Genomic DNA, 25,251 nt, shown 5'->3' on the forward strand with positions numbered 1-25,251 from the left:
AAATTGCTGAGGCGGAGCAAGCCTGCCCCGCTTTCAGGTCACTCAGGCTGAATGTGCAGGTACAGGGCGTGCCCGAACGCGAACGGCGCGACGTTCGTGCCCTTGAACTTGTCACCCAGGTCGTCGAGCGGAAAGAAGTTCGGGAGTACGCCGGCGTAGACCACCAAACCGTGCTCCTTCAGCGTCAGGCGCAGCTCCTCGCCGTCGTGGGCGTGAACAAGCAGCGGCAGGTCGTGTTCATCCGCAAACATGCCGACTTGGCGCATCTTGCGGACCCGTAGGTTGTCAATGAGCTCCTCCACGGCCTCCCGCACCACGGGCTTCTTTTCTTCAGACACGTCGTGGGTCCGGTAGCGGACTGTGTCGACACGCGGCAGCAGCGTGCGAAGTACGAGGTCGTCATCGGCGCGTGCCATCTCGGAGATGTTCGGTCGGGCGAAGAACTCATTTGGCTTCTTGGGGGACAGCAACTCCGCGGCGCTCATGATGAAGCCGACCGGCAGCTCGGCCTGCATCGTCTCCTTGACTCCCATCGCTTCGCAGAGGCTTTCCCACGTATGCCCGGCGGCCTTTGCGGCCAGCAGAAGTCGGTGCAGGTCCACGCGGTACGTTTCGCGGGGACCGCCCAGGTACTCGACCCGCTTCAGCACCTCGTGGTGCCGCACGCGACCAGAAAAGATGTTTTTGACCAGCCGAAAACGGCGAAGCAGGCGCTCCGTGTCCTCTTCGTTCAATTGGCGCATCTCGAGGCCGGGGACGTACTCCTTCGGCCGGATGATGTGCAGCTCCCACGTGTATCGGGTGTCTCCAATGACCCAGCTGCGGCCGTCCACCTTCGCAGAATCGGTGCCGCCACGGTCGCTCGAAGCCAGCTCGAGCTGAGCCCAGCACGTCATTTCGTCTCCACGCGCCATCTCGAACGCGTTGTGCGGGTTCAGTTCGTCGTCGTCGCGCAGCAGGACCAGTTCTGCGTTCGGGGCGTCCCCGGTGACGCTTGCGCGGCCGAGGCCGAAGGCGTATTTCGGGTCAGAGTACCGCTGCAGCAGCTGCATGACGGCGATGCCTTCCAAGGCGGCCACGCCACGTTCTTCCAAGTGCCGACGCAGTGCTTCAAACGCACTCGGCGCGGCCTCAAGCCACTCGCTGCGGTCGTCGCGGGGTCGAAGGGTGAAGATGGGGATGTTGGTGAAGTCGCCCGGCCTATCCGGTCCGCGCGACTCCGGCGTGCCGACCATCACGTAGTCCTCGCCGACGTGCACCTTGAAGGTCTTCACGGGCGACTGCGCGTAGCGGAGGTCGCACCAGTGCGCCATGCGCGGCACGGCTTCGCGCCAGGTGGCAAAGGTCTCGACCTTGCCCAAGTATTGGTCCACTCCGTTCCCAGAGCCTGCAAGTACCGTCAGTTCCAGCGTCGGCTCCGGGCCGTTGTACTCGGACTCGTGCCAGTTCGCCGCACCGAGCATCCGGGCAGCCGCCTCTAGGCAAGCCGTGTGCTTGATTCGGATGCCTTGGCGCTCCAGCAGCGGCTTCAGCCGCTTGGCCAGGTGCTTCAGGTCTTCCCCGGGGAGCGGCTCAAGGTTGTTGACGACCGCGAGAGCGGTCTGCGATGAGAAGCGTGGCAGCTTCGCCTGGACGTAGGTCCAGAGAGCGGCAGCTTGCAGTTCGGGGGACAGCGGCGCGCGCGGCGCCTTCACTTTGGCCACAGTTGAGCTCCTTCGGGGAAGACACGTAGGGACGGCACGCGTTGTCTGGCCTTCCGGGAGTTCAAAGAGCCGGGGTCGGGGTACTGCGTCTCAACTGGGCTTCACCGTGCCAGGAGAACCTGGTGCGTGCGCTGATGGGCGCCAACTTGCCCGCGGTTCGGCTTGAACCGCAGGCAGATGGTATTCAACGACCGCTCTCGCTGTCAACGAAGCCTTGGTGAACTACTTGTGCGCCTTCGCGGCCGCAAGCATGCCGACCAACGAATGCCTTGCGAGCTGATTTCGTTCAGCCTTAGCGCCAGCGAGCTCTTTCACGACGCCCAGGGCTCCGCCTCCCAGCGCCCCGATGGCCGCGCCAACTGGCGTTGCCACGGCGGAGACGGCGGCGAGCGCGGGCAAGAAAGACATGGCGCCTCCGGCCAAGCCGCCCATCGCAGTGGCGGCGGCCACGCCGGCGACTTTCGGCCAGTACTTCGCTTTGACTTCCTCCATTGCCTTGGCATGTCGCTGCACGAGGGATGCAAGTCCGTGGTTCACTTCCTTCACGACATCGTCCAATTCGAGTGGCCTGGCTGATGCGAGTTGGGCCGTGTACTTCTTCAGCTCCTCTCGAAAATTGACCACCTCCAGGTTCCTGCGCATCTCCACAAGGCCAACTTCCGGTTTGAAGTGCACAGCGGACGTTTAGTCAGATAACAGGCCAACGTCTGGTATCGGCGGCAGCGGTCACAGGCTTGCCAAATCTCAGCGGCTGCAACCAGCCTCAAACGGTCGGTCAGATAGTCTTCAATCAGGTATTCAGTAGGCTAGGAGCGCCCAGCTGAAAATTCTAGGACTCACCGCGCTCTACCCTGCAGGCGAAGGCACGTGTGGTGCCGCAGTGCTTTCATCACAGCCATGCCCAAATACGGCGCAGAAACGCAGGGGCGGGTCGTGCGGGTCGGAATACGTAGCGGCAGAGATTGTTCATGGCTTTCTCCTCGTAGGTTTTAAATACTGTATATAAAATCAGTATTTCGTGCAAGGTCGTCCCAATATTTCTCAATCGTCCCTCAAAATTCTGCAGACTCTGCCCTAGCGTCTTTCGTTTCACCTAATGTCCCCGGCCCCCAAACCCACCGAACTCCGGGGCTTCCTACTCACACGCAACTGGCGCGATCTACCAGACGGCACCGAGATCGAGTACTGGCTGGCTACCGACCAGGGGCCGAAGAAGGTGCTTCTGAAGCAGCAGACCTCAGTTGCCTTCCTCCCAGTCCGATACAGGGCCGCGGCACAGGTCCCACTGGCGAGCCTGCAGGGCTTGGAGGTCAAGGAGCTTGGTCTAAAGACGTTCGGCCAGAAGCCTGTCCTTGGCGTCTATGCCCGCAGGTTTCGCGATCTCGGCAAGCTGGCGCGCGCACTTCAGCCTCTGGGGATACCGCTCTACGAAGCGGATGTCCGCCCACACGACCGCTACCTGATGGAGCGGTTCATCACGGCAGGAGTTCTGGTCGAGGGCGGCCAGCGCGAAGGTTCGACCATCCTCGACGGCAGATTGAAACCCGCTTCTGGTTGGCGCCCGGTGTTGACGGTGGTGTCGCTGGACATCGAGACGAGCGCGACCGAGGATCTTTACTCCATCGCACTGGATGCCGCGGGCGACCGAGTGGTCTTCATGCTGGGGGAGACGCCAGCGCGAGCTTCGGTGTCGGAACCAACTGTGCCACCGATGGACTTCAGGCTTGTGTACTGCTCAACTCGCAGGGCGATGATCGAGCAGCTCAATGCCTGGTTTGCGGACCATGACCCGGATGTCATCGTCGGCTGGAGCGTGATCCAGTTCGATCTGCGGGTGCTGCAGAAGGCGGCCGATGCGAACTCCGTGCAACTGCTGCTCGGGCGCGAGCGCCGCCCCATCGTGTGGCGTACGCACCCCGGCCGTCAGGGCTACCTGTTCGCGCCCATGCCCGGGCGTGTGGTTGTCGATGGCATCGAAGCACTGCGGGCGGGCATGTGGAGCTTCCCGTCTTTCAGCCTCGAAGCGGTCTCGCAAGCACTGCTGGGCGAGGGCAAGGAGATCGGAGACGCTTACGACAAGATGGCGGAGATCGAGCGGCGCTACCAGGAAGACAAGCCCGCGCTGGCCAGCTACAACATCCGCGACTGCGCGCTCGTCCTGCGCATCTTCGAGAAACTGGAGCTGCTGCCGTTCGTGCTGGAGCGAGCTGAGACGACAGGCTTGCAGATAGATCACTTCGGCGGCTCCATCGCCGCATTCAGCCACCACTACCTGCCGCGCATGCACCGCCTGGGCTACGTGGCACCCAACGTGGGTGACATCGCAGCCAAGGCTTTCCCTGGCGGCTATGTGATGGACTCCACCCCGGGCTTTTACGATTCCGTCGTGGTCCTGGACTACAAGAGCCTGTACCCCACCATCATCCGGACCTTCCTGGTGGACCCGGTAGGCCTGGCAGAGGGCGAGAGCGCCAACATCCAGACCGGGTTGGTGCAAGGGCCACAAGGCACGCTGTTCTCGCGCGAAAAGCACTGCCTGCCGGACATCGTGACCATGCTCTCGAATGCCCGGGACGAGGCCAAGCGGGTGCGCAACCAGCCTCTCTCGCAGGCCCTGAAGCTGCTCATGAACTCCTTCGCCGGTGTGCTGGGTGCATCCGAGTGCCGTTTCTTCAACCCGAAGCTGGTGTCTGCCGTGACCCTGCGCGGCCACGAGGTGATGAAGCTCACCCGAATGTTCGTGGAGGAGCGCGGATACCAAGTCATCTACGGAGACACCGACTCCATCTTCATCTGGCTCAAGCGCACCTACCCCAACGCGGAGGCGCACGCTATTGCGGCCGGCTTGGTGCATGAGATCAATGCCTGGTGGACCCGCAAGCTGCGTGAAGAGCAGCAACTGGAGAACTTCCTCGAAATCGAGTTCGATACCCACTACGCCAAGTTTTTCATGCCCACCATCCGAGGATCGGATGTCGGTAGCAAGAAACGCTACGCCGGCCTGAGCGTCGATGAGGAGGGACGGGAGGAGATGGTCTACCGTGGGCTGGAAATGGCCCGTAGCGACTGGACCCCACTGGCACGCCAGTTCCAAGATGGCTTGCTGTCACGCATCTTCCACGGCGAGCCCTATCAGGCGTTTGTGACCGACTACGCGCGATCCATGCTGGATGGTCAGATGGATGCGCTGCTCGTCTACCGCAAGCGTCTGCGCCACCGGCTCGATGCCTACGAGGTCAACGTACCGCCCCAGGTGCGTGCGGCCCGCATTGCTGATGCACACAACGCGAAGTTGAACCGTCCTCTGCAGTACCAGCGTGGTGGCTGGATCGAGTACGTGATGACCCAAAGTGGCCCCGAACCATTGGAGGCGCGGCATTCTCGCATTGACTATGAGCACTACCTCGTCAAGCAACTGCAGCCCATTGCCGATGCGATTCTTCAGCCGTTGGGGGATAGCTTTGTAGGATTGACCAGTACGCAGAAGGCGCTTTTTTAGGGGGAGGGGGAACCCACCCTAGGGTGATTACTGATCGTGAGACTCTGGTTGGTATGGTGTGGAATGCCAGGTTGGCCTTGTAACTGAACTCTGGGGTCCAAACCATCTTGCGCGGGACAGTGGATTGGTAGCGGTGTTGGTGATGAAAGTTAAGAGGCTCGCTGCCTTCGACCTTCAGCCATGCTTGTGCAATCAGACTGCGAATGCGCTCAGCACCGTAACCGATGCTGCTCATCTCGTGCTTTCTTCCGCTCCGATCTCACCCAGTCCAGGTCGTAGTAGCGGCTACCTGCGCGCCCCATGGAGTCCAGCATGGCCACCCGTTCGTTCAGTGCTGTGCATTGGGCCCTGGCGTCCGCAGATGATGGGGATTGGGATGCTTGAGGTGCTCCGTTGTAAACGGCAGCAGGCCTGCGTGTCAGCTCCTCAGCCTCGTTTCTCTGTCTGCGTGCTTCTGCGACTTGGTTGTCCCAGCCAATGCCATTAGAGACCGTAGCGCTGCGCTCTAGTGTCCAGCCTCGGGTGGCACATTTTTCAGGAATCCAGTACAGGCTTCCCCCCGGTGCTCTGCACAGGTAGATGACCGTGGTCTTAGGACCGCTCAGGTCACTCAGCGTGGGCGACACATCGACAGTGCGGCCCCCTTTGCAGGGCTCTTGGGTGTAGGTGTTTCCACACCGGTAGACCTCTTGAGCTTGCGCTGTGAACGCGCAAAGAAACACTACAGCAAACAACGCCAGACGGTGCATCGACTTCTCTCCCTGGCTTTGAGTGTATCGATCTGTTAACGATGGATTTGGTGGTCAAATCGCGGCCCTTTTGTTGATCGATCCTCCGTGAAATCTCTTGCCTTCCGCCCAGTGGCTGCAGCACTGGCACTCGTGTTTCTATCTCCGTTTTATGTACAGGCCCGAGGTCACTATGACCAAAGTCCGCTCACTGTTCCTCATCCCACCAGCTTCGCTCAATGTCGGCAATTTTTTGTGGATGGGCGTCCACCTGTCGTACCTCAGCGCCCTGCACTGCGGGAGCTTTGCTATGAGTCTTTTGCGGTGCTGCACAGCGGTGAGTCCAAGACCCCGGTGTATGTCGCAGAACGCTTGAATCGCAAGATCCTTGAGGACGCAAATGAGAAGCGAGCTGATCGCTTCTTCGCCGACGCACGCTTGCCAGCGGCGGAGCGCGCAGAGCTGGAGGACTACAAGCATTCCGGGTATTCGAGGGGGCACATGGCACCCGCTGGGGACATGTCGACACCCACGGCCATGGCACAGTCATTTAGCCTGGCCAATATGGTCCCGCAGAACCCTCAGCAAAACGGAGGTTCCTGGGCAAAGATCGAACAGGACACTCGCAAGTACGTCTTGCGTGCAAGCGGGGATGTGTATGTGATCACGGGGCCAGTGTTTGAGCGAGGTGCCCCCACCATTGGTGGCGGCCGGGTGCGTGTTCCCAAGTATCTGTTCAAACTGGTCTACGACGCCAGCACTGGCAAGTCATGGGCGCATTGGCAGGAGAACCGTGAGGGGGAGCGTGTATCGGCGCCTATCAGCTATGCGGAGCTGGTGCGACGTACAGGAATGGAGTTTCTTCCGGCTACCGCCCGATAGGCCTGAGGCTCAAGCTCAGTTTGTGGAGTTTCTTCCGTCTGATTGGCAGAAGCGAAGACAGGCATGCCCCATGCTTGCATGACAACCCCGTAGGCAATCCTGTGCGATGGAAGGCGCCGGATGCGGTCGTGGCACTATGGAGAGCCAACCAACGGGCATTGAGAAATTTCAAGTGGCGCAAACGACCATGAAGCTTTACGTACTCTCAGACCTCCACGCTGAATCGGCCGTCTTCAGACCCGACGCAGAGGCTTTGCGGGCAGCCGATGTGGTCGTGCTTGCAGGTGACATCCATAACGGCGAGTACACCCCCTTCTGGGCCAGGGAAGCCTTCGGAGACAAACCCATCATTCTGGTCGCCGGTAACCACGAGTTCTACGACCGGCACTGGGAGCGGTGCTTGATGGACATGCGCAAGGCCGCACGCCAGTGTGGCGTCCATTTCCTGGAAAACGAGACCCTCACTATCGACGGTGTGGATTTCCTGGGGGCCACTTTTTGGACCGACTTTGAGTTGATGGGCGCACTGAACAAAGAGGAATCCATCCAGGCTGCCAAGCGGTTGATGGCTGACTACCGCCAGATCGCTGGCTGCACGCCCGAGCGCACCATCGAGCGCCACCAAGCCAGTCGCACTTGGCTGGCCAGCGAACTGGCCAAGCCGCTTCAAAGAACGCGGGTCGTAGTGACCCACCATTACCCAAGTCCTCAGTCAACGGCAGCGGAGTACGAAGGTGAGCCTGCCAATGGAGCTTTTGGTTCAGCCCTGGGGCGCGAGTTTTTTGAAAACACCCACCTCTGGATTCACGGCCATACCCACACCTCGTTCGACTACCTAGAGCACGGCTGCAGAGTTGTCTGCAACCCTCGGGGGTACTTGCGCCGGGGTGGGCATTTCGAAAACAGCCAGTTTGACCCAGGGCTGCTACTGACGGTGAACGCAGTCAGTTGACGCCCGCGTGGAGCCCGTCAAGCGGGCTGCGGCTCTGGGTAAAAGATGCCAGCGTCGTCAATGCGGCCATGCTCCTTGGCTCCAGTGCGGGCGTCGGTGCGAATGGCCAGTGGGGGGGACAGATCAGACGAGATTGTTACATGCTAGGCGGGGATGCCTTTCAACTATTTCGGTTCTCAAGGAAAAAGACACACCCTCCGGACAACAGCCCCCTTTGGCAGCTCCGCGTTGGCTACGGCCTGGAGGGCCAGTATCTGCTCAGGAGACAGTGGGCCATCGTCTGCTTCATAGCTCTGTTGCACCCTCGTTGCAGATCCGCCTTTTAGGTCGTCACGCAAAGTAGGCTTTGGAGCATTGATGCAGCTATCTGGGCATGGTTTTGTCATGACGATTCAATCAGTCAATGGAACAGGTACGGTAATGGTGTGCTGCCGCACTGCATCTAGTCAGATGTACAGAACGTCTGATCCGCCTCGAATAGGCTCATTGTCTGGGTATAGCACCAGCAACGGCATGCGGTAAAGCGGTAATCGGGGGGCACGTTGGTTCGGTTGGCACGTTCTATCGACACATCGAATCTCTGTTGTCTCTTGCAGCGTATATTCAGCAGTCAGTACAGCGCAATCGAATTGCTTTATTCAGTGTTGGCGATTTCATCGATGTCGTCGCTAAAGGTCATCGCCCGCTGTGTGAGTAGGGCTGAAGGGTCAGTCCGCAACTGCCTCACCGAGTCTGTGTACATAGACTGGGACCCAGCATGTCAATTCACACTGACGTCCTGTCTGCGCGCTTCGCTGGGCTACTGTCCGTTGGTCATTCCCTTCTTGTAAGATCCCTTCAGAGATATCACCATGGCTATCCTGTTTCTGGACTTTGATGGGGTCCTTCACCCTGAACATTGCCATGGGTCCCGGCATTTCTGTTGCCTTCCTGTGCTGGAAGACACTCTGCGGCAAGTGCCCCAGTGGCAAGTCGTGATTTCCAGCACATGGCGGCTGCAAAAGCCGTTCGATCAACTGCGCGACCGGTTTTCTAAAGACATCGCACCCAGGGTGATTGCGAATACCCCCCGCTTCAACACTTTGGACGATGTTCCATCCACCCTTGTCAGCTATGAGCGGGAAGCTGAGTGCCATGCGTGGCTCAAGGCAAATGAACTATCCTATTTGCCCTGGCTGGCTTTGGATGACCGTTCATGGTTGTTTCGGCCGTTTTGTAAATCACTGATCTTGGTGAATGGCAAGACAGGCCTTACTCCTTCGGGGGGAGACCAGTTAAAGGAGAGGATGCGTCAGTTAATCTAAGGCTCTTTGGCATGCAGAGCAGATAGCTCCGCATTCTCCGGCGAGTGGTAATTTTCGACCTACATACGTGATACTGAGTGACCAAGGCGCGTATGTGTCCCCCAAGAAAATAGTCGGTTGACTTATGGGCCGAAGAAGACGCTAACAATTTAATTATGTCTTTCCACATGAATCTATATGTGGGGCTAATTTTCAGTTATGGCTATCTTCATCCGATGCGGACCCTTGCCGCTTGCAGCGGGTTCGACTGGATCATGGCCAGATCTCAGGGTTTCACAGTGTGCGAACTCCCCTATGACGCCCCCTGCCATAAGGCCTAGTGTTTGAACAATAGTCACCTAGCCAGTGCCGTATGACAACGCTGAAGCTTCTCCCGGAGTTCTCTCTGAACCTCCGGATCAGAAAGCCCTGTACCCCCTTCACATGTGATCAGGTTTTGCTTTGACACATCGGGCCAGTCCTGCACATCATCATCCAATGCAAGCCACTGCCGTGGCTTCCTGCGCCGTGCATCCTCTTGCACCTGTACGCCCCGTGGCATGCTGCGGAACATAGACTGATTCCAGGGGTCTGCACCATGTACCCGCTTGTGATACGTCCCGCCAATGAAGCGGGCGCGCAAGGAGGGGGGAAGCCGCTTGAGTGTTGCGCTGTAGCCGGGCCTGATACACCACGTGCTGCTGAGCACCAAAGCCACCGCAGGATAGGGCTCAAGGGCTGCCTCCAGGATCGGCACCCACTCAAACAAGGCGTGTCCCGCAGCTTCGTATGGGCTCATGAAGATCCCTTTGCTGGGATGCCAAAGCACTTTCTCGTGGTGCACCACGCCGTCCAGGTCTAGGTACAACACTACGTCGGCGCTGCGCGGTGTGGAGGCTGGCAGGTATGGAGAGGAGCCAGAGTTGCTCAAAGCCGTCATGCCCATTACGGAGTTTTCGTTGTTTACAGGTAAGACAAGACACTCCTTCTCTAGAGTGCAACGTATTCAGAGCCACTAACTTGGAGAAAGCGTCTGACCGCCGTATTAACCAAAACCTGTGGGCCATCTTCGGCAGCCGGCGTGAGCTATTACCGTCGACTTCCTACAGGCGGCTTTGAGGATCGAGCCAAAAATAAAGTGTGGCATGGTGCCTTATGTATTGCAACTATGACACGGGGAACGCGCTGGATAGTCATTGGGTGTCGAAGTAACTTTCAAACAGCGCTATAAACAGCACCTCTTTCACTATGAACCACTGATCACTTATATGAACCGCGCAGAACTCGTTGAAATCCTGGCTTCAAAGAACGACCTTTCCAAAGCTGCTGCTGCAGCAGTGCTGGAGTCTTTCATTGATGCCGTCCAAACTGCTGTCAAGAAGGGCGACGCTGTCCAACTCGTGGGCTTTGGCACTTTCAAGTCCGCCAAGCGCGCTGCTCGAACGGGCAAGAACCCCTCCACGGGGGCGGCCCTGAAGATCCCCGCAACCACAGTACCCAAGTTTGTAGCGGGTACCAAATTCAAGGCTGTGGTGGACCCCAAGGCTGCCAAGCGCAAGGCAGACAAAGCAGCCAAGTAACAGACCACAGGCTGTGAGGTTCACAGGCCTCATTCAAAACCGCCTCCGGCGGTTTTGTTTTTCCTGAGTGAAGACTGCAGTAGTCAATACTCACGCTCGCAGGATGAGCCGATCCCGTAACATCGCGGGTATGAACACGTTCTCCAATGCATTTCGTGCTGAAGTCATCCGGATGGCCCGCAAGGAGCTCAAGCCTGAGCTCCAGAGCCTGCGCAAAATCATTACCAGCCATCGTTCGGAGATTGCTGCGTTAAAGCGCGAAGTCAAGGCATTGGCCTCACAGTTGAAGTCTGCACACCGTGTGGTGTCCAAGGCTGGTGCTACTAAAGCTCCAGCTCCAGTCGAAGCGGATCAACCTAAGCAAGCTGCTGGTGGCGATTTCAGCGCCCAAGCGTTTGCAGACAAGCGCTCTGAGCTGGGTATCACTCAAAAGCAAATGGCGCAACTTGTAGGAGCCTCTTGGCTGTCTGTCTATAAGTGGGAGTCTGGCAAAGTCCATCCCCGTGCAGCACAGATGGACCGTATTTCCAAGGTTCTTAAGCTGAGCAAGCGCAAAGCTCTGGCTTTGCTGAGTCAGGACTAGGCCTGCGGTCGCTGGCCCTGGATAGCTCAATGGCGGCGAATGGCTCGCAGGTTCTGTCGTCGTAGAACTGGGCCAGTGTTCTCGTCGCTTCCACAGCATCAGGCCATTTTTCAGCAATGCCGACGCGGGTCATCGCTTCGCGGCTGTCCTGCTCGTCATGCAGGTGACCGTCCTGGGAAGCATAGGTGTGGAATTCTAGAGCGGGTTAACACCATGCTGGCTGCAGCCATAGAGAAGGTGGCGTGGCTGGCTATCGAGTATGACCAGGTCAGTTGTGGGTGCCTCCTGTTGGTTGGCTCTATGAGTGTGTCCTGAAGAGTTCGCCGCACGTTGCGGCGCGGGCGATCGTTGGCGAGAGGGCCTATTTTCAACAGCATGGCCGTGAAGCAGTACGAAGCTTGGCCGCCGCGTTCTGCCGGTGAACTAAACAAGTGGCCCAATGTTCTTATTCTCACCGACGACTTCCACAAGGAGTTGCGCGCACACGGCGTTCCACAGGATCGTCGTGCGCTTCACGCTTTGACCAGGTCCGCCCTGTGCATCGACATCTACACATGGCTGGCCAACCGGCTTCACCTCATCAAGGGGCCATCCGTGACCGTCCCGTGCGCGGCGCTGCGCCTGCAATTCGGGCAAGATTACTGCGGCGTTTGTGCCGAGGACGATTTCCGAACGAGCTTCTTGCTTGCCCTACCCAAGTGCTGGCGGAATACCCGCAAGCGAAAGTCACCCGATACCCGGGCGGGCTGGAGCTGCACGCCTTGCCTCCGCCCGTGCAACCATGAGTCTTTGCGGTGAGTCCGCCCCGCCGTGCGCGATGCGAGAGGAGCGGTGCATGAGCAAGCTCATACAAAGCCTAAAAGCCAAGATGCTTCAAAGCACCAACCTTCTACAGCAGCTTGCGCCCGACCACTCGCGCAATGCCGGTCGCTCTCCCGACACGGAGCACGACTACCTGCGACTCGGGCAATCGCTGCTCACCCGAGCCAAGGTGGCGCAGGACGGGTTGATCGGCGTGGTGTCCGACACCGACGCCCCTCCACGTTCCTGAAGCGCATGTCCGCCCTGCGGTTCACCCTGCAGCAAAGGCAGTTGGAATTGTTGGGCAGCATCATCGAGCCCGTTTCCGATGACCAGGCACAAAGATACATCGCTGCGTTCGACGAACAAATCGCGTGCGTGCAGGCCCTGCTCGAACTTCGGCGAAGAGGCCTGGGCGGTCTGCGAGCGCTACGCAACAGCAAACGGCGAGCCCTCAGTGGGCTTCCCCCTGACTGGCGCGTCCAACTCTGCAAGCGCGGCAGTGCGGGACGGTACGGCGCTGCCTTGCTGGTCGCCGCGCTGACGGGATGCCGCCCTAGCGAGCTGGAGAGAGGCGTCAAGGTTTGGCAAACGCAGGATACAGCGACGCAGGAGATCGAGATCCACTTTGAGGTCGCTGGTGCGAAGGTCAAACGGGAACAGGGGCAGCCGCATCGCCGCCTGACGTACGCGGCGGGAGACACGCATCCGTTGTTGTCGATGATCAAGGCGCTGTTGTCCGGCACGGCCGAGACCCCTGTCGTCGTTGAGGTCGCGAGCGCCATGAACTTCTCTGCAGTGAAACGGCCCCCTGAATGACAGGACACGGTCCATCGCTTATCTTTGAAGATAGGAGTAGGACTGTGAATACGAATAGGCATACGGAGTCAGTAGAGGTCATCCTCAAAGACCAGCGCCGCAGGCGCTGGTCCCCTGCGGAGAAAGCCGCCCTGGTCAAGCGCACCTATGAACCAGGGATGTCGGTCTCACTCGTGGCCCGACAAGAAGGGGTTGCCGCCAGTTTGTTGTTTCAATGGCGCAAGCTCGAGCGTGAAGGCGCGCTGGTTGCTGTGTCTGCCGGTGAGTCAGTGGTTCCAGCATCTGAACTGGCTGCGGCCCGAGCCGAGATCGCCAAGCTCCAACGCATCCTGGGCAAGAAGACCTTGGAGAACGAAATCCTCAAGGAAGCCGTGGAGTATTCGGTTGCAAAAAAGTGGATTGCGCGCTCACCCTTGTTGCCCAAGGACGACCTGTGAAGGTGGTCTGTGACAGCTTGCGGGTGGCGCGCTCGCATGTGAATCAACGCCTGCATAGGCCTGAGCATTGGGTTGATGGACGCACGCAGAGAAAGTGCGCCGCTGACGATGATTTGATCCAAGAGATTCGCCAGCATATTGCCGAGCTGAGCAGCTACGGCTATCGCCGGGCTTGTGCCCTCGTCAACAGGGATCGCCGTGCTCAAGGGCGTCCAGTGGTCAACGCCAAGCGTGCCTATCGAGTCATGGCTCAGGCTCACCTGCTGCTGCCCAAAGCGCCCCGCCTGAAGCAATCGAATCGGCCGCATAAGGGCAAGGTGACGGTACCGAAAAGCGATCAGCGTTGGTGCTCTGATGGCTTTGAGATCAGGTGTGACTCCGGTGAGATCGTGACAGCGACCTTTGCCAAGGATTGCTGTGATCGAGAGATCATGGCCTGGCGTGCCTGGTCAGGCAGGGGCCTGTTGGGAGAGCCAGTTCGAGAGATGCTCATCGAAGCCGTGGAGAAGCGCTTTGGCGCAGTGGAGGCCATTCCCGAGGGTCACCAGTTGGAGTTTTTAACGGACAACGGTGGTGCCTACATCTCCCACGATACCCGTCGAATTGCTCGCTCCCTGGGTTTGAAGCCTGTCAACACGCGGGTATGCAGCCCACAAAGCAACGGCATGGCTGAGAGATTCGTGAAGACCTTCCGGCGCGATTACGTGAGCAGAATGGACCTGCGCGATGCCACACGGGTTCTGGCCCAGTTGCCAGCGGCGTTCGAGCACTTCAATGAGGTACATCCCCATTCGGGCCTGAAAATGCGCTCACCGCGTGAATTCAGGCAACATCGTCAGCGCCTGGGCCAGTCAAACGGCCAAGCGCTCAATTGCGAATAGACCGTGTCCGGTCATACGGGGGCAATTCCAGCAGAGGTACAGCGCTTAGCTGGCTGCTTGTGGCCTTCGCACCCGGACACCGTGACGGCGTATTGCCTCAGGCACCAATGGGGGGCGGATGCCAAGCGTAACGGAGACGCAGACGCGGTCAGCCGGGGGCTGGGCCACCTATCCCGAAAGACTCAGAGGGTCTACGGCACCGCATCACAAGGCAAACCGGCGCATCTGCTGAAGCCACTGCGTATCGATGCAGAGAGACCGGTCAAAGGCACAGCGCCTGAAGTGGCGCCTACCGATCCCGACGAACCGGAGTCCGCAAGCTGATCCGACAGGGCTAATTGGGGTAAACATCGAGTTATTGGGGCAATGAAGATCAAACATACCCCAATTTGCAGTAGCATTACCCCATTCTTCCCCGTCCGGATGCTGCTGCATGCAATCACTCTCGCCAGACTACCTCGCCAAGCTGCGCTTCGACGCGCAGCAGCTGGCGACCCTGCGCGCCCTGGGTGAGTTCAGGGGCAAACAGCAGCTCTTCGTGGCGCAGTCGCCGGAGGTCTTGAGCGACCTGCGGCAAGTGGCAGTGGTCGAGTCCACCGAGTCGTCGAACCGCCTGGAAGGCGTGGTCGTCGCCGCGCACCGGCTCAAGTCACTGGTGCTCAAGAATGCCGCGCCGCAAAGCCGTTCCGAGCAAGAGGTGGCAGGCTACCGCGATGCCCTCGGTCTGATCCATGAGAGCGGCGAGCAGATGCCGTTTTCCGAAGGCACGGTCCTGCAGCTGCACAGCATGCTGTACCGCTATATGCCACAACCAGGCGGGCAGTGGAAGGCCACCAACAATGACATCGTCGAGCGCCACCCCGATGGCAGCTCGCGCATCCGCGCTCAATCGGTTGCCGCGCACCTCACGCCCATCGCGATGGCGGACCTGATCGCGCGCTACCGCTTGGCCTTGGATCAGCACTTGGCAGACCCCTTGGTGCTGGTGCCGCTGGCCATCCTCGACTTCCTGTGCATCCACCCCTTCCCGGATGGCAACGGCCGCATGGCTCGGCTGCTGACCCTGCAGCTGCTCTATCACTTCGACTATGCAGTGGGCCGCTTCATCAGCCTGGAGCGCATCTTCGAAGAATCAAAAGAGAGCTACTACGAAACGCTGGAGGCCAGCTCCCAGGGCTGGCACGAGGCCGCACACGACATCGCCCCCTGGCTCGACTACTTCTGGGGTGCGCTGCTGCGTGCCTACAAGGAATTTGAAGAGCGTGTGGGCACCATCGAGCGCGGCCGGGGCGCCAAGGGCGACCGCGTTCGCTCTGAAATTCTCAAACGCCAACTGCCCTTCTCCATCTCGGAGATCGAAGAGGCCTGCCCCGGCATCAGCCGCGACATGGTGCGCGTCGTCTTGCGCGCAATGAAGGCGGAGGGACTGATCGCACCAAATGGCAAGGGACGGGCTGCCAAGTGGATCAGGTTAGACAGTGGTTCTCAACACCTTGATCGGATCGATCAATAGGTAGCGGACCACGAGGCGAGAGGGAGCAAAAGATGACGAAGACGGAGGCCCAAACCAGATCGGAGCTGATCGACCAGCAACTTGCTTTGGCAGGCTGGGACGTGAACGATCCGACTCAGGTTGTTGAGGAATTCGACATCCTTACCGCCCTACCCGATGGGGTGGCGGAGCCACGCAAGCCCTATGAGGGCCACCAGTTCAGCGACTACGTCCTACTTGGCAAAGATCGCAAACCCTTGGCCGTAATCGAGGCCAAGAAGACCAGCCGTGATGCCGCGATTGGCCGTGAGCAGGCCAAGCAGTACTGCTACAACATCCAGAAGCAGCTGCGCGGTGAGCTGCCGTTCTGCTTCTACACCAACGGCCACGATCTGTATTTTTGGGATCTGGAGAACGCCCCACCGCGCAAAGTGGTCGGCTTCCCTACCTGCTCGACTTCTTGCGCGGGCTGACTCGCGAGCATGAGCTTGGTTTGGCTGCCGTGCTTAAAGCACGCGTTGCCGCCATCTGCGAGGCCACGGAGGGCCTCAACGAGGGCATGCAATCTGCCGACATGGATCGGGCGCGTGTCATCAAGACCCTGATAGTGCAAGGTGCAGATGTTGAGTAGCGTGCGTTGACCGACAGCCAGTCACCGCTGTACTACCTGGTGAGTCGGTTGTCTGGCAAGGTAAACCCAACGCGGATGCTGGTCACCTTGACTGCGCGAATGATGCAGGAGCCAGACTTGATGCTTCAGGACACGTTGCGCCGATTCGGTGTCGGAGTCGCTGGCGCTTTCGGTTCGAGCACAGCCGCGTTGCGCTCGCATCAAGAACTGGCAGTTGCTGTGGCCGAGGCGCTGGTTGACCAGCTCGTGTCAAGGCAATCCGTTCCCAAGTTGATGCGAATCGCCGCAGCACTTCTGGGAGCAGGAGCCAACCCGAACGCATCTCACAAATATCCAATTCCTGTCCGAACGCCGCTGATGCTGGCGGCCGAACACGACTTGCCCGAACTGTTTGATTTGATGATCCAAAGGGGGGGGAGCCACTCAGGCCAGATGCGCATGGGCAAGACAGTTGGCAGATCGCGCGAGCCTTTCAGTCAAGGCGTGTTCTGAACTACCTGAGCCGAAGTTCGTATTGACGCCAGGCCCTCGACCTTTGCGCCTGTGGACTCGGGGCTGTGACAGTCGGCCACCCAGGCGGTTACCGTACCTTTGGTAGATACGGTGGCCGCCTCTTGCCCTAAGAGCCTGTTCAAAATCTTTGCCTGAGGTGACTGCAGCTATGCTGCTGCGCCCATGAGAGCCAAGTACCCCAGCGACATCAGCCCAGAGAAGTTCGAACTCATCCGCCCTTTGCTGCAGAGTGCTCGCAAAGCAAGCTCTTCACAAATCGACTCTGTATGCGCCATGGCGATGTGCGAAGTTAAAAGCACTCACGTCGAGTAACTTTTGCGTGTGCACGGGCACCCTCAGACGCTGCACGGGGCCATTGACCCCCGAACTTGGGCGTCACGCCCCCTGCACGCGCACCTGTGGGGATAGATTGAACTAACTGCACACGGAGATGCCGCTCTTGCGTGCACCGCGGGTACGCCCGTTTACTAAATGCCTTTGTGAGGCCAAGCTGATGCGCAGTAGGGTCTCATATCTGACCGACTGGTAGCTCCAGAAGGGGAATGTTGCCTTTTTTGACTTGGTGCGCTGCGCGATGCAAGTGCGCCATAAGGTGGCGCAACACGGCGGAGGGAACAGAGTCGCTGCGCAGGATGGCACCGACTTGCAGGGGGTAGCCGCCTTCCTCCAACTCAATAATCGAAAGAAATTGCGAAACAAAGGGCAGCCTTGCAATTTGTAGTGGCATCAGTGCCACATAGTCTCCGGAGCACGCCAAAGATAGCAGTGCCAGGGTGGAGTTGACGGTAGCGCCCACGGCAGGGGCGCTGAGGCCATGGTGTTCAAACAGCAGCTTCGCGTAGCCCGATTCGCTTGTGGAGCCGGTGTACACCCACTGGGCTGATTGAAGGTCTGACAGTCGCCGAGCCTTGGTCCAGGGGCTGCCTTTCCGCACGGCAGGCACCATGGTAGTTTCCATCAGGGGCTCTATATGAAACTCGCCTGTGGCCAAGTCATCAGGGATGCCACCGATTGTGATGTCCACCTCGCCAGAGCGCAGCTTATGCAGTTGTGCCACGTACAACTCTTCACTAACCCGCAGCTTGATACCAGGAAAATCTCGCACAAAAGTGCGAAGGGTTTCGGGTATCAGGAGCATCACCGCTACTGGCACAGCTCCAAGGTGCAGCTCGCCTACCAAGCGTCCGTCCATCTGATGGATTTCGTCCACTGCGGCGCGCAGCTCGCGGTTAGCCCGCACTGCACGCTCGTATAGCACCTTGCCTTGTGCTGTGGGTTGTACTCCACGCGAGGTGCGCATGAGTAAATTGGTTTCCAGCTCAATTTCCAACTCGCGGACCATTTTGGTCAGGGCAGGTTGCGATACCCCTACGCGACGGGCAGCGCCCCTCAGGCTGCCTTCTTCGATAGCGGCCACCAGGGCATTGAGTGTGGTGATTTTCAAAAGTCTCTCCTGCGCAGCGATTGCCTAAATGTGAGGCAAGCGTTCACCCCTGACTTTATCAATTACTTCAGGTTATCGCCAATGGCGAGTGGTGATGACTCGGCGGGACGGTGCTTGCAGTGCAAAAAATACAGCTTCGCCAAATCGGTTGAAAAGATTTGGGCCTTGTGCCTTTCGTCAAGCCGCACCATCGTCTGTATTGATAACTCAGGGTTATCTCGCGCGACATCGCGGTATCTGGGCGAAACGGGCGGTGCTTTGCAGAATGCGCCCTTTTTAGCGACCGCAGGGCCGCCCTTTCATCCATTCAGCGAGAGACAACATGGCACGAATCATTGGCGCGATTGCCACGTCACACACGCCGACCATCGGGTTTGCGTTAGACCAGAAAAAAGAAAACGATCCCGTTTGGGCCCCTATTTTCGAAGCCTTCCAGCCCGTGCAGCGTTGGATTGCAGAACAAAAGCCCGATGTGCTTTTCTTTGTCTACAACGACCATGTGACCTCGTTCTTTTTCGATCACTACTCCGCCTTTGCTCTAGGAGTGGGTGAGAGCTATCCCGTGGCCGACGAGGGCGGAGGTGCGCGCGACTTGCCCCCGGTGGCTGGGCACTCTGCACTGGCGCGGCATATTGGGCAATCGCTGGTGGCCGATGAGTTCGACATGTCCTTCTTTCAGGACAAAGCTCTGGATCACGGTTGTTTTTCGCCATTGTCCATGCTGTGCCCGCACACACCCACTTGGCCGGTGCAGATCGTGCCGTTGCAGGTGGGGGTGCTGCAGTTCCCAGTGCCTTCGGCACGCCGCTGCTACAAGCTGGGGCAGGCGCTGCGCCGCGCCATTGAGAGCTATCCGGAGGACCTCAAAGTGGCTCTGGTGGCAACGGGCGGGTTGTCGCACCAAGTGCATGGAGAACGTGCAGGCTTCAACAACCCCGAGTGGGACCAGCGCTTTCTGGACCTGATTGAAAACGACCCCGAGCGCTTGGCAGATATGACCCAGGCCGAGTTTGCAACTCTGGGTGGCATGGAGGGGGCCGAAGTCATCATGTGGTTGGTGATGCGCGGCGCTATGTCGGCGCGTGTAAGGAAGGTGCATCAAAGCTACTACTTACCTTCCATGACTGGCATTGCGACGGCTATTTATGAGAACCAAGCTAGCGCGCCCGTGCAAGGTGAGGTTGAGCGCCACCGTGCGCATATGGCCACCCAGCTGCAAGGGGCGGGAGCGCTTGCCGGCACATACCCCTTTGACCTTGCCCGTAGTGTCAAGGCTTACCGCCTGAATCGCTTCTTGCACGACCTGATCGATCCCGCAGTGCGCGAGCGCTTTCTGCAAGACCCCGAAGGCGCGTTCGAGGCCGCAGCCCTCACGCCGCAAGAGCGCGAGCTGGTGCGTCAACGTGACTGGCGCGGCCTCATTCACTACGGCGTGATCTTCTTCATGCTGGAAAAGCTGGGCGCGGTGGTGGGGGTGTCCAACCTGCACATTTACGCGGCCATGCGCGGCCAGACGCTGGAGGCCTTCATGCAAACGCGCAATGCGCCAGGGGCACTTTACTCCGTGGCTGGTAAGAGCGACCAGAAGCTGGAATGGAACCGCTGAGGGTTTGATCCTGCAGCCCCCGCGCAGACCTGTGCGGGGAAGCGCTGAAAGGCGCTGGAGAGGGCCTCGTACCTTCTTGCCTACGCATGGGCCACGCGTGGCTCGGTGCTGGCGCAGCGCTTTCCCATTCATCACGCTAAGAGAGGGGCCACAGGCCCCCGGAGACAAACACCATGCAAACCTCTATCGCACCGGGCCTGCCGGATGCGTCCCAAACGCTCGACGTTCGGGCTTTCATCAATCAACGTGCACTCTCTCGCAACCAGTGGATCCTGGTCCTGCTGTGCTTTCTCATCGTGGCTGTTGATGGCATGGACGTGGCCATCATGGGCTTTGTAGCGCCGTCGATCATCCAGGACTGGCAAATTTCACGGCCCGCCTTCGGCCTGGTGATGGGGGCTGCCCCCATGGGCTTGGCCGTAGGAGCCTTGCTGGCAGGTCCGTCGTCAGACTGGTGGGGGCGACGCAAGGTGCTGATCGGCTCAGTGCTAGTCTTTGGCTTGTGCACGCTGTTCACGGCTTGGACCCGCAACACGACTGAAATGGCGGTGCTGCGCTTTCTCACCGGCCTAGGCCTGGGGGCGGCCATGCCCAACACCACCACGCTGTTGTCTGAATACGTGCCTGAGCGCCGTCGCGCCTTCCTGGTGGCGGCCATGTTCACAGGCTTTAACTTGGGCTCGGCCGTAGTGGGTTTTGTGGCTGCAGCCCTGATTCCGCGTTTTGGCTGGCAGTCTGTGCTAGTGCTGGGCGGTGCATTGCCACTGGTGCTGTTGCCTTTGCTGTTGGTGTACCTGCCAGAGTCGGCACGCTTTTTGGTGGTGCGCGGGACCGAAACGGCTAAAGTGGCTGGAGTGCTCTCGCGCATGTGTGGCGCTTCGATGCAAGGTGTGGTGAAGTTTGTCTCTGGTGAGTCCGAAGTCAAATCGCGCCAGCCGATGGCAGTGCTGTTCTTGCCTGAGTACCGCCTGCGTACGCTCACACTGTGGGTCACGTACTTCATGGGCCTGCTGGTCATTTACCTAACCACCAGCTGGCTGCCCACCATGATGCGCGACGCGGGCATGTCGATTGACCGCGCAGCCAGCGTGACGGCCATGTTCCAGCTCGGTGGCACCGTGGGTGCGTTGGTGGTGGGCTGGCTCATGGGGCGTCTTAACCCCAACCGGGTCATCGCTGGCTCGTATGTAATGGGGGCGGTGGCTTTGGTAGTGATGGGGCTTAACGGCCTGAACTCGCTCTGGGTGGTTGCGTTTGTGGTGGCGGTGGGCTTCTTCCTAAGTGGCGCACAGACTGGCCTCAATGGCTTTGCCCCCAGTTGCTACCCAACGCTGGCGCGGGCTACTGGCGTTAGCTGGATGCTCGGGGTGGGGCGCTTGGGTAGCATTTTGGGCTCTTCCATCGGTGGCGTGCTCATGACTATTGGATGGGGCTTTGAGGGCATCTTCATCGCGCTGGCAGTGCCCGCCATCCTTGCTGGGGGCGCGATTTTGCTTAACCGTAGAGGCGGTGAGTGAGGACAATCTGCGCAAGTACCTGTGCACAGGCGAGGCTCAGCTGCACTGCGACAAGCGGCTCAGTCATTGCGGGCACCGACCCATTCGCTCGGAAACTCGCCCGCTGTCTGGCTCAAGACTGAAGCCGACCTATCCCGGAAGTAGGGGCGTACCGTCAAGCAGATGTACGTGGATTTGTAAGCGCTCGGTTACGGCGGCTCCTACGCCCCCGGGGTAGTAGCATCTGCCAGAGTCTGGCACGAGCAGCGCCTAATTACACAGCAGCCATCAGAGGCAGGCGCTGACCCGCGGCGTTGCAGCACGGCGGTACATTGGTTTGCCCGAAGTTTTTACAGTCTCAGCACTGAAGGGCCCCACACGCAGTTAATGCGCAGGTATGTGCATCAACAGCGGACACTTGACTGGTGATGGCGCAAAGCAATGCGCGGGGTAAAGAGTGCTGGATTGCGCGGTGACCATAGGGCTCATTATGGTGAGCAGCAGCAGACACCTGGGGGCCTGCGGCCCTTTGATAGTGCTTTGGTGAATCGAAGTGCGCCAATAGCGAAGCTTGCCAGGGTGCCACGTGTGATCTCCCTGGGATGTGTCTGCTCGGCTGGGACATTTCACCCGTTATGACTTGGCCAAAGACAAATATGCGCTGTAGATCTAAAGTCAGATCGTGGCGCCACGCACTCAGTGCCAGCCATCGTGGCTTCGAAATCAGTTGTCACTCAGCTTTTTCTAGAGCACGTCCCTGTCTGCTGGATCTCGATAGACCAGAAACGAGCGGTAGGTCAGTGCTTTGAATCTTCCCCAAGGTCAAAAAAGAACCTTGACGGAACACGACACAAGGCACTCTAAAGGCTTTGGCTTTGTTGATAAATCCAACGGTCCAGAAGCCAACGTGGATATTTGGGTAATGCGTCGCAGGAGCATGGGTGATCCTGCCTGCTCTTACCCTCTGGAAGCTTGAGCAGTTGTTTCAGAAATGATTGAAACGCGCAGGACGCTTGTCCAGTCGGGCGCGCATGCCCTCCTGCTTGTCAGGGCTCGCAAATGCTGTCTGGAAAGCGTTGCGCTCATATTCCAGCCCTGCGGACAGTGATACCTCCATTGCCATCAGCACCGATTCCTTCACCAGGCGCAGCGCCACTGCAGGCAGTTCCACAAGCCGTTGCGCCAGCGCCAGTGCACGTGGTTCCACAGCGTCGTCGTCCAGTACTTCTGCCACTAGGCCGATGCGTTCGGCAGTTTCCGCATTGATCGGGTCGCCGAGCAGCAGCAGTTTCATAGCGCCATGCTTGCCCAACGTGCGCGTCAGCCGTTGGGTCGCCCCACCGCCGGGCATGATGCCGACCTTGACCTCCGGCTGGCCGAAGCGCGCACTACGTCCGGCGACGATCAGGTCGGAGTGCAGGGCCAGTTCACAGCCACCGCCCAGTGCGTGGCCCCGCACCGCGGCAATCACTGGTTTTTTGCAGGATGTGATCGTGCCCCAGAGCAGGTCGTGCCTGCGTTGCAGGAGATCGATGGGACTGGCGTCAACGTACTCGCCCAGGTCGGCGCCAGAGCAGAATGCCTTGGCGCTACCTGCTATCACGATCACGCGTGCCGTCGAGTCAGCGTCGAGTCGGCGGAAGGCGTCTGCAAGGGCGCGTCGTAACGCTAGGTTGAGTGCATTCAGCACTTCGGGCCGGTGAAGGCGCAGCAACACGACGCCGTCTGCTGGCCGTTCTTCGATCAGGATCTCGCTCATGTTGCGCCCCCGCAGAACACCGGTGCACGCTTTTGAAAGAAAGCGGCCAAGGCTTCGGCGTGATCGGCCGTGTGGTGGGCCAGGCCCTGCAGATGGCCCGCGGCGTCCAGCGCCTCGTCTAGCGTGCAGGTGCGTGCCTGTTGCAGAAGCTGCTTGGTCCAGCGCAGTACCTGTGGTGGGTTGGCGGCGATGCGGGTAGCCAGAGCCAGTGCCTCGGGCAGCAGCTCGTCAGGTCCGACTACACGCGAGACCAAGCCGATACGTAGGGCCTCGTCGGCTTCGATGGTGTCACCTGTCAGTGCCAGCTCGGCCGCTTTAGCATGGCCTACCACGCGCGGTAGCAGCCAGCAGCCACCATCGCCGGGAATGATGCCGATCTTGACGAAGCTTTCGGCAAAGCGCGCGGTGGTCGAGGCGATGCGCAGGTCGCACATGCATGCCAGGTCGTTGCCCGCACCAATCGCCGGGCCGTTGACTGCTGCGATCAGCGGCACCTGCAGCCGGACGAGTGCGCGGGGGATGCGCTGGATGCCCTGGCGGTAGCGTTCGGTGATGTCCTTGGGTGAGCCGGCGAACATGCCGGTCCGTTCACGCATATCGGTCACGTTGCCGCCCGAGCAGAAAGCAGTGCCTGCGCCGGTCAGTACCGCGGCGCGGACTGACAGGTCGGCGTTGAGTTCGTCGACCAGCGATTCAAACGCGGCGAACATGTCCTCGCCACTGAGCGCGTTTCGGGTGTCTGGACGGTTGAGTGTGATGATCGCAATATGGCCACTGCGAGTGATGAGCAAGGGTGGATTGTTCATGGTTGGACCTTTGTCCTTTGAGCTGTATGAAGTGGTCGACGATCCGGCGTATGGTCGCTCCTAGCCGTAGCAGCCCCCGGACCCGGCGAAGACTGCGGCACCTCCCGGTAGAAGTGCAGCGACCCTCACGGCGGTGGGGCGTGGGGACTCAAGTGCGTTCAATGGCCATGGCCACGCCCTGGCCCACGCCCACACACATCGTGACTAAGCCATAGCGTCCACCGGTGCGTTGCAATTGGCGTGCGGCGGTGAGCACTAGGCGCGCACCGCTCATGCCCAGCGGGTGGCCGAAGGCGATGGCTCCTCCATTCGGGTTGACGTGTGGCGCGTCGTCGGGAAGACCCAGCGCGCGCGTGACGGCCAGGCCCTGTGCAGCGAAGGCTTCGTTGAGCTCGATCACATCAAAATCGCTCATGCGTAGAGCTGTTTGTGCCAGCAGCTTGCGTACTGCGGGTACTGGACCGAAACCCATGACGCGCGGAGCGATGCCAGCGCTGGCGTAGCCCACGATCCGTGCCATCGGACGCAAGCCGTGCTGCGACACTGCAGCTTCGCTGGCCAGCAATAGAGCTGCCGCACCGTCGTTCACGCCTGACGAATTGCCAGCTGTGACGCTGCCGTCTGGTCGGAAGGCCGGTTTGAGCGCGGTCAGGCTCTCGGCCGTGGTATCGGCGCGCGGATGCTCGTCTTCGACGACCCGCATAACGGCTCCCTTGCGGCCCGGCACATCGACCGGCGTGATTTCCTCAGAGAGCACATCCGTGCGCATGGCAGTGGCAGCGCGCTGCTGGCTGCGCAGCGCAAACGCATCTTGATCTGCACGCGAGATACCGTGTTCGCGTGCCACGTTCTCGGCCGTTTCGCCCATGGCGTCGGTGCCGTGAAGAGCGTCCATGCGCGGGTTGACGAAGCGCCAGCCGATTGTGGAGTCGTGGATTTCCGCATGACGCGAGAACGCAGCCGTAGGCTTGGGCATAACCAGTGGAGCGCGGCTCATGCTCTCGACACCACCGGCGATGGCTAGTTGAGCATGACCTGTTTGGAGCGCCCGCGCCGCCTGTGCCACAGCTTCCAAGCCGGACCCGCAGAGCCGGTTGACTGTGACCGCAGGCACCTCCACCGGTAGGCCGGCTAGCAGCGCGCTCATGCGCGCCACATTTCGGTTGTCTTCACCGGCCTGGTTGACGCAGCCGTACACCAGTTCGTCGATGAGGGTCGGGTCCAGCCCGGGATGGCGGGTCATTAGAGCGCGGATGGGTACGGCGCCGAGGTCGTCGGTGCGCACACCGGAGAGGGCACCGCCGTAGCGACCGATCGGCGTTCGCAGGCCATCGCAAATGAATGCAGGGAGCATGT

20 protein-coding genes and 2 pseudogenes are annotated in these 25,251 nt (G+C 59.7%); 15 read left to right on the top strand and 7 right to left on the bottom strand.

Annotated features, from left to right (window positions below; genetic code table 11):
* Positions 1-38 precede the first annotated feature (38 nt).
* A complete protein-coding gene (locus AACH87_RS22100; RefSeq protein ID WP_338799268.1) occupies positions 39-1,703 on the bottom strand; it encodes a hypothetical protein in 1,665 nt (554 codons plus the stop codon).
* A 222-nt stretch (positions 1,704-1,925) separates the two neighbouring features.
* Positions 1,926-2,378 carry a hypothetical protein gene (locus AACH87_RS22105; protein WP_338799269.1) on the bottom strand — a complete coding sequence of 151 codons (453 nt, stop codon included), beginning with the start codon at positions 2,376-2,378 and terminating at the stop codon, positions 1,926-1,928.
* Between the two features lie 421 nt (positions 2,379-2,799).
* Between AACH87_RS22105 and AACH87_RS22110 the strand changes: the two genes are divergently transcribed.
* The 4 genes from AACH87_RS22110 to AACH87_RS22125 all read left to right on the top strand — a co-directional run bounded on the left by AACH87_RS22110 (position 2,800) and on the right by AACH87_RS22125 (position 9,068).
* Complete coding sequence (locus tag AACH87_RS22110; RefSeq protein ID WP_338799270.1) at positions 2,800-5,202, top strand: DNA polymerase II; 2,403 nt, start codon at positions 2,800-2,802, stop codon at positions 5,200-5,202.
* Between the two features lie 836 nt (positions 5,203-6,038).
* Positions 6,039-6,812 (top strand): DNA/RNA non-specific endonuclease, encoded by a 774-nt coding sequence (locus tag AACH87_RS22115; protein WP_338799271.1) that lies wholly within the window; start codon positions 6,039-6,041, stop codon positions 6,810-6,812.
* A 187-nt stretch (positions 6,813-6,999) separates the two neighbouring features.
* Complete coding sequence (locus AACH87_RS22120) at positions 7,000-7,764, top strand: metallophosphoesterase (protein WP_338799272.1); 765 nt, start codon at positions 7,000-7,002, stop codon at positions 7,762-7,764.
* Positions 7,765-8,615: 851 nt separating this feature from the next.
* Entirely contained in the window at positions 8,616-9,068 is a 453-nt protein-coding gene (locus AACH87_RS22125; RefSeq protein ID WP_338799273.1) for an HAD domain-containing protein, read from the top strand.
* Between the two features lie 334 nt (positions 9,069-9,402).
* Here AACH87_RS22125 and AACH87_RS22130 read toward each other — a convergent pair whose 3' ends face one another.
* Positions 9,403-9,987: an HAD domain-containing protein gene (locus tag AACH87_RS22130; protein WP_338799274.1), complete on the bottom strand. Its 585-nt coding sequence runs from the start codon at positions 9,985-9,987 to the stop codon at positions 9,403-9,405.
* A 328-nt stretch (positions 9,988-10,315) separates the two neighbouring features.
* Between AACH87_RS22130 and AACH87_RS22135 the strand changes: the two genes are divergently transcribed.
* The 9 genes and pseudogenes from AACH87_RS22135 to AACH87_RS22175 all read left to right on the top strand — a co-directional run.
* Positions 10,316-10,627 (top strand): HU family DNA-binding protein, encoded by a 312-nt coding sequence (locus tag AACH87_RS22135; protein ID WP_338799275.1) that lies wholly within the window; start codon positions 10,316-10,318, stop codon positions 10,625-10,627.
* 130 nt (positions 10,628-10,757) lie between these two features.
* The gene (locus tag AACH87_RS22140; protein ID WP_338799276.1) at positions 10,758-11,210 is read left to right on the top strand and encodes a helix-turn-helix domain-containing protein; all 453 of its coding nucleotides are present in this window, start codon (positions 10,758-10,760) and stop codon (positions 11,208-11,210) included.
* A gap of 835 nt (positions 11,211-12,045) precedes the next feature.
* Positions 12,046-12,261, top strand: a complete 216-nt coding sequence (locus AACH87_RS22145; protein ID WP_338799277.1) for a hypothetical protein — start codon at positions 12,046-12,048, stop codon at positions 12,259-12,261.
* Between the two features lie 5 nt (positions 12,262-12,266).
* Positions 12,267-12,830, top strand: coding sequence for a hypothetical protein (locus AACH87_RS22150; RefSeq protein WP_338799278.1), 564 nt, complete (start codon positions 12,267-12,269; stop codon positions 12,828-12,830).
* A protein-coding gene (locus AACH87_RS22155) for an IS3 family transposase (RefSeq protein ID WP_338799279.1) occupies positions 12,827-14,148 on the top strand; the annotation gives its coding sequence in 2 pieces (ribosomal slippage) (positions 12,827-13,226 and positions 13,226-14,148; 1,323 coding nt in all). The genes AACH87_RS22150 and AACH87_RS22155 overlap by 4 nt, the downstream gene beginning before the upstream one ends.
* 433 nt (positions 14,149-14,581) lie before the next feature.
* The gene (locus AACH87_RS22160) at positions 14,582-15,661 is read left to right on the top strand and encodes a Fic family protein (RefSeq protein ID WP_338799280.1); all 1,080 of its coding nucleotides are present in this window, start codon (positions 14,582-14,584) and stop codon (positions 15,659-15,661) included.
* Positions 15,662-15,693: 32 nt separating this feature from the next.
* Positions 15,694-16,089: pseudogene (locus AACH87_RS22165) on the top strand (type I restriction endonuclease); the annotation flags it as partial.
* A gap of 188 nt (positions 16,090-16,277) precedes the next feature.
* The gene (locus AACH87_RS22170; protein WP_338799282.1) at positions 16,278-16,763 is read left to right on the top strand and encodes a hypothetical protein; all 486 of its coding nucleotides are present in this window, start codon (positions 16,278-16,280) and stop codon (positions 16,761-16,763) included.
* A gap of 183 nt (positions 16,764-16,946) precedes the next feature.
* A pseudogene (locus tag AACH87_RS22175) lies at positions 16,947-17,039 on the top strand (IS5/IS1182 family transposase); the annotation flags it as partial.
* Between the two features lie 253 nt (positions 17,040-17,292).
* Here AACH87_RS22175 and AACH87_RS22180 read toward each other — a convergent pair.
* Positions 17,293-18,228 (bottom strand): LysR substrate-binding domain-containing protein, encoded by a 936-nt coding sequence (locus AACH87_RS22180; protein ID WP_338799283.1) that lies wholly within the window; start codon positions 18,226-18,228, stop codon positions 17,293-17,295.
* 322 nt (positions 18,229-18,550) lie between these two features.
* Between AACH87_RS22180 and AACH87_RS22185 the strand changes: the two genes are divergently transcribed.
* Complete coding sequence (locus AACH87_RS22185) at positions 18,551-19,834, top strand: gallate dioxygenase (protein ID WP_338799284.1); 1,284 nt, start codon at positions 18,551-18,553, stop codon at positions 19,832-19,834.
* A gap of 173 nt (positions 19,835-20,007) precedes the next feature.
* The gene (locus AACH87_RS22190; protein WP_338799286.1) at positions 20,008-21,351 is read left to right on the top strand and encodes an aromatic acid/H+ symport family MFS transporter; all 1,344 of its coding nucleotides are present in this window, start codon (positions 20,008-20,010) and stop codon (positions 21,349-21,351) included.
* A gap of 964 nt (positions 21,352-22,315) precedes the next feature.
* Here AACH87_RS22190 and AACH87_RS22195 read toward each other — a convergent pair.
* The 3 genes from AACH87_RS22195 to pcaF form a co-directional block, all read right to left on the bottom strand.
* Entirely contained in the window at positions 22,316-23,089 is a 774-nt protein-coding gene (locus AACH87_RS22195) for an enoyl-CoA hydratase-related protein (protein ID WP_338799287.1), read from the bottom strand.
* Positions 23,086-23,895, bottom strand: coding sequence for a crotonase/enoyl-CoA hydratase family protein (locus tag AACH87_RS22200; RefSeq protein WP_338799289.1), 810 nt, complete (start codon positions 23,893-23,895; stop codon positions 23,086-23,088). Before AACH87_RS22200 ends, AACH87_RS22195 begins: the two co-directional genes overlap by 4 nt.
* A gap of 148 nt (positions 23,896-24,043) precedes the next feature.
* Complete coding sequence (gene pcaF, locus AACH87_RS22205; protein WP_338799291.1) at positions 24,044-25,249, bottom strand: 3-oxoadipyl-CoA thiolase; 1,206 nt, start codon at positions 25,247-25,249, stop codon at positions 24,044-24,046.
* Positions 25,250-25,251 lie beyond the last annotated feature (2 nt).

Origin of the sequence: Acidovorax sp. DW039, assembly GCF_037101375.1 — a bacterium.
GTDB lineage: Bacteria > Pseudomonadota > Gammaproteobacteria > Burkholderiales > Burkholderiaceae_C > Acidovorax.

Coding starts and splice junctions, on each gene's coding strand:
- AACH87_RS22145 (WP_338799277.1), top strand. CDS start 12,046: ATGAGCAAGCTCATACAAAGCCTAAAAGCCAAGATGCTTCAAAGCACC.
- AACH87_RS22195 (WP_338799287.1), bottom strand. CDS start 23,089: ATGAGCGAGATCCTGATCGAAGAACGGCCAGCAGACGGCGTCGTGTTG.
- pcaF (WP_338799291.1), bottom strand. CDS start 25,249: ATGCTCCCTGCATTCATTTGCGATGGCCTGCGAACGCCGATCGGTCGC.
- AACH87_RS22110 (WP_338799270.1), top strand. CDS start 2,800: ATGTCCCCGGCCCCCAAACCCACCGAACTCCGGGGCTTCCTACTCACA.
- AACH87_RS22190 (WP_338799286.1), top strand. CDS start 20,008: ATGCAAACCTCTATCGCACCGGGCCTGCCGGATGCGTCCCAAACGCTC.
- AACH87_RS22130 (WP_338799274.1), bottom strand. CDS start 9,987: ATGACGGCTTTGAGCAACTCTGGCTCCTCTCCATACCTGCCAGCCTCC.
- AACH87_RS22140 (WP_338799276.1), top strand. CDS start 10,758: ATGAACACGTTCTCCAATGCATTTCGTGCTGAAGTCATCCGGATGGCC.
- AACH87_RS22160 (WP_338799280.1), top strand. CDS start 14,582: ATGCAATCACTCTCGCCAGACTACCTCGCCAAGCTGCGCTTCGACGCG.
- AACH87_RS22125 (WP_338799273.1), top strand. CDS start 8,616: ATGGCTATCCTGTTTCTGGACTTTGATGGGGTCCTTCACCCTGAACAT.
- AACH87_RS22120 (WP_338799272.1), top strand. CDS start 7,000: ATGAAGCTTTACGTACTCTCAGACCTCCACGCTGAATCGGCCGTCTTC.
- AACH87_RS22185 (WP_338799284.1), top strand. CDS start 18,551: ATGGCACGAATCATTGGCGCGATTGCCACGTCACACACGCCGACCATC.
- AACH87_RS22200 (WP_338799289.1), bottom strand. CDS start 23,895: ATGAACAATCCACCCTTGCTCATCACTCGCAGTGGCCATATTGCGATC.
- AACH87_RS22135 (WP_338799275.1), top strand. CDS start 10,316: ATGAACCGCGCAGAACTCGTTGAAATCCTGGCTTCAAAGAACGACCTT.
- AACH87_RS22150 (WP_338799278.1), top strand. CDS start 12,267: ATGTCCGCCCTGCGGTTCACCCTGCAGCAAAGGCAGTTGGAATTGTTG.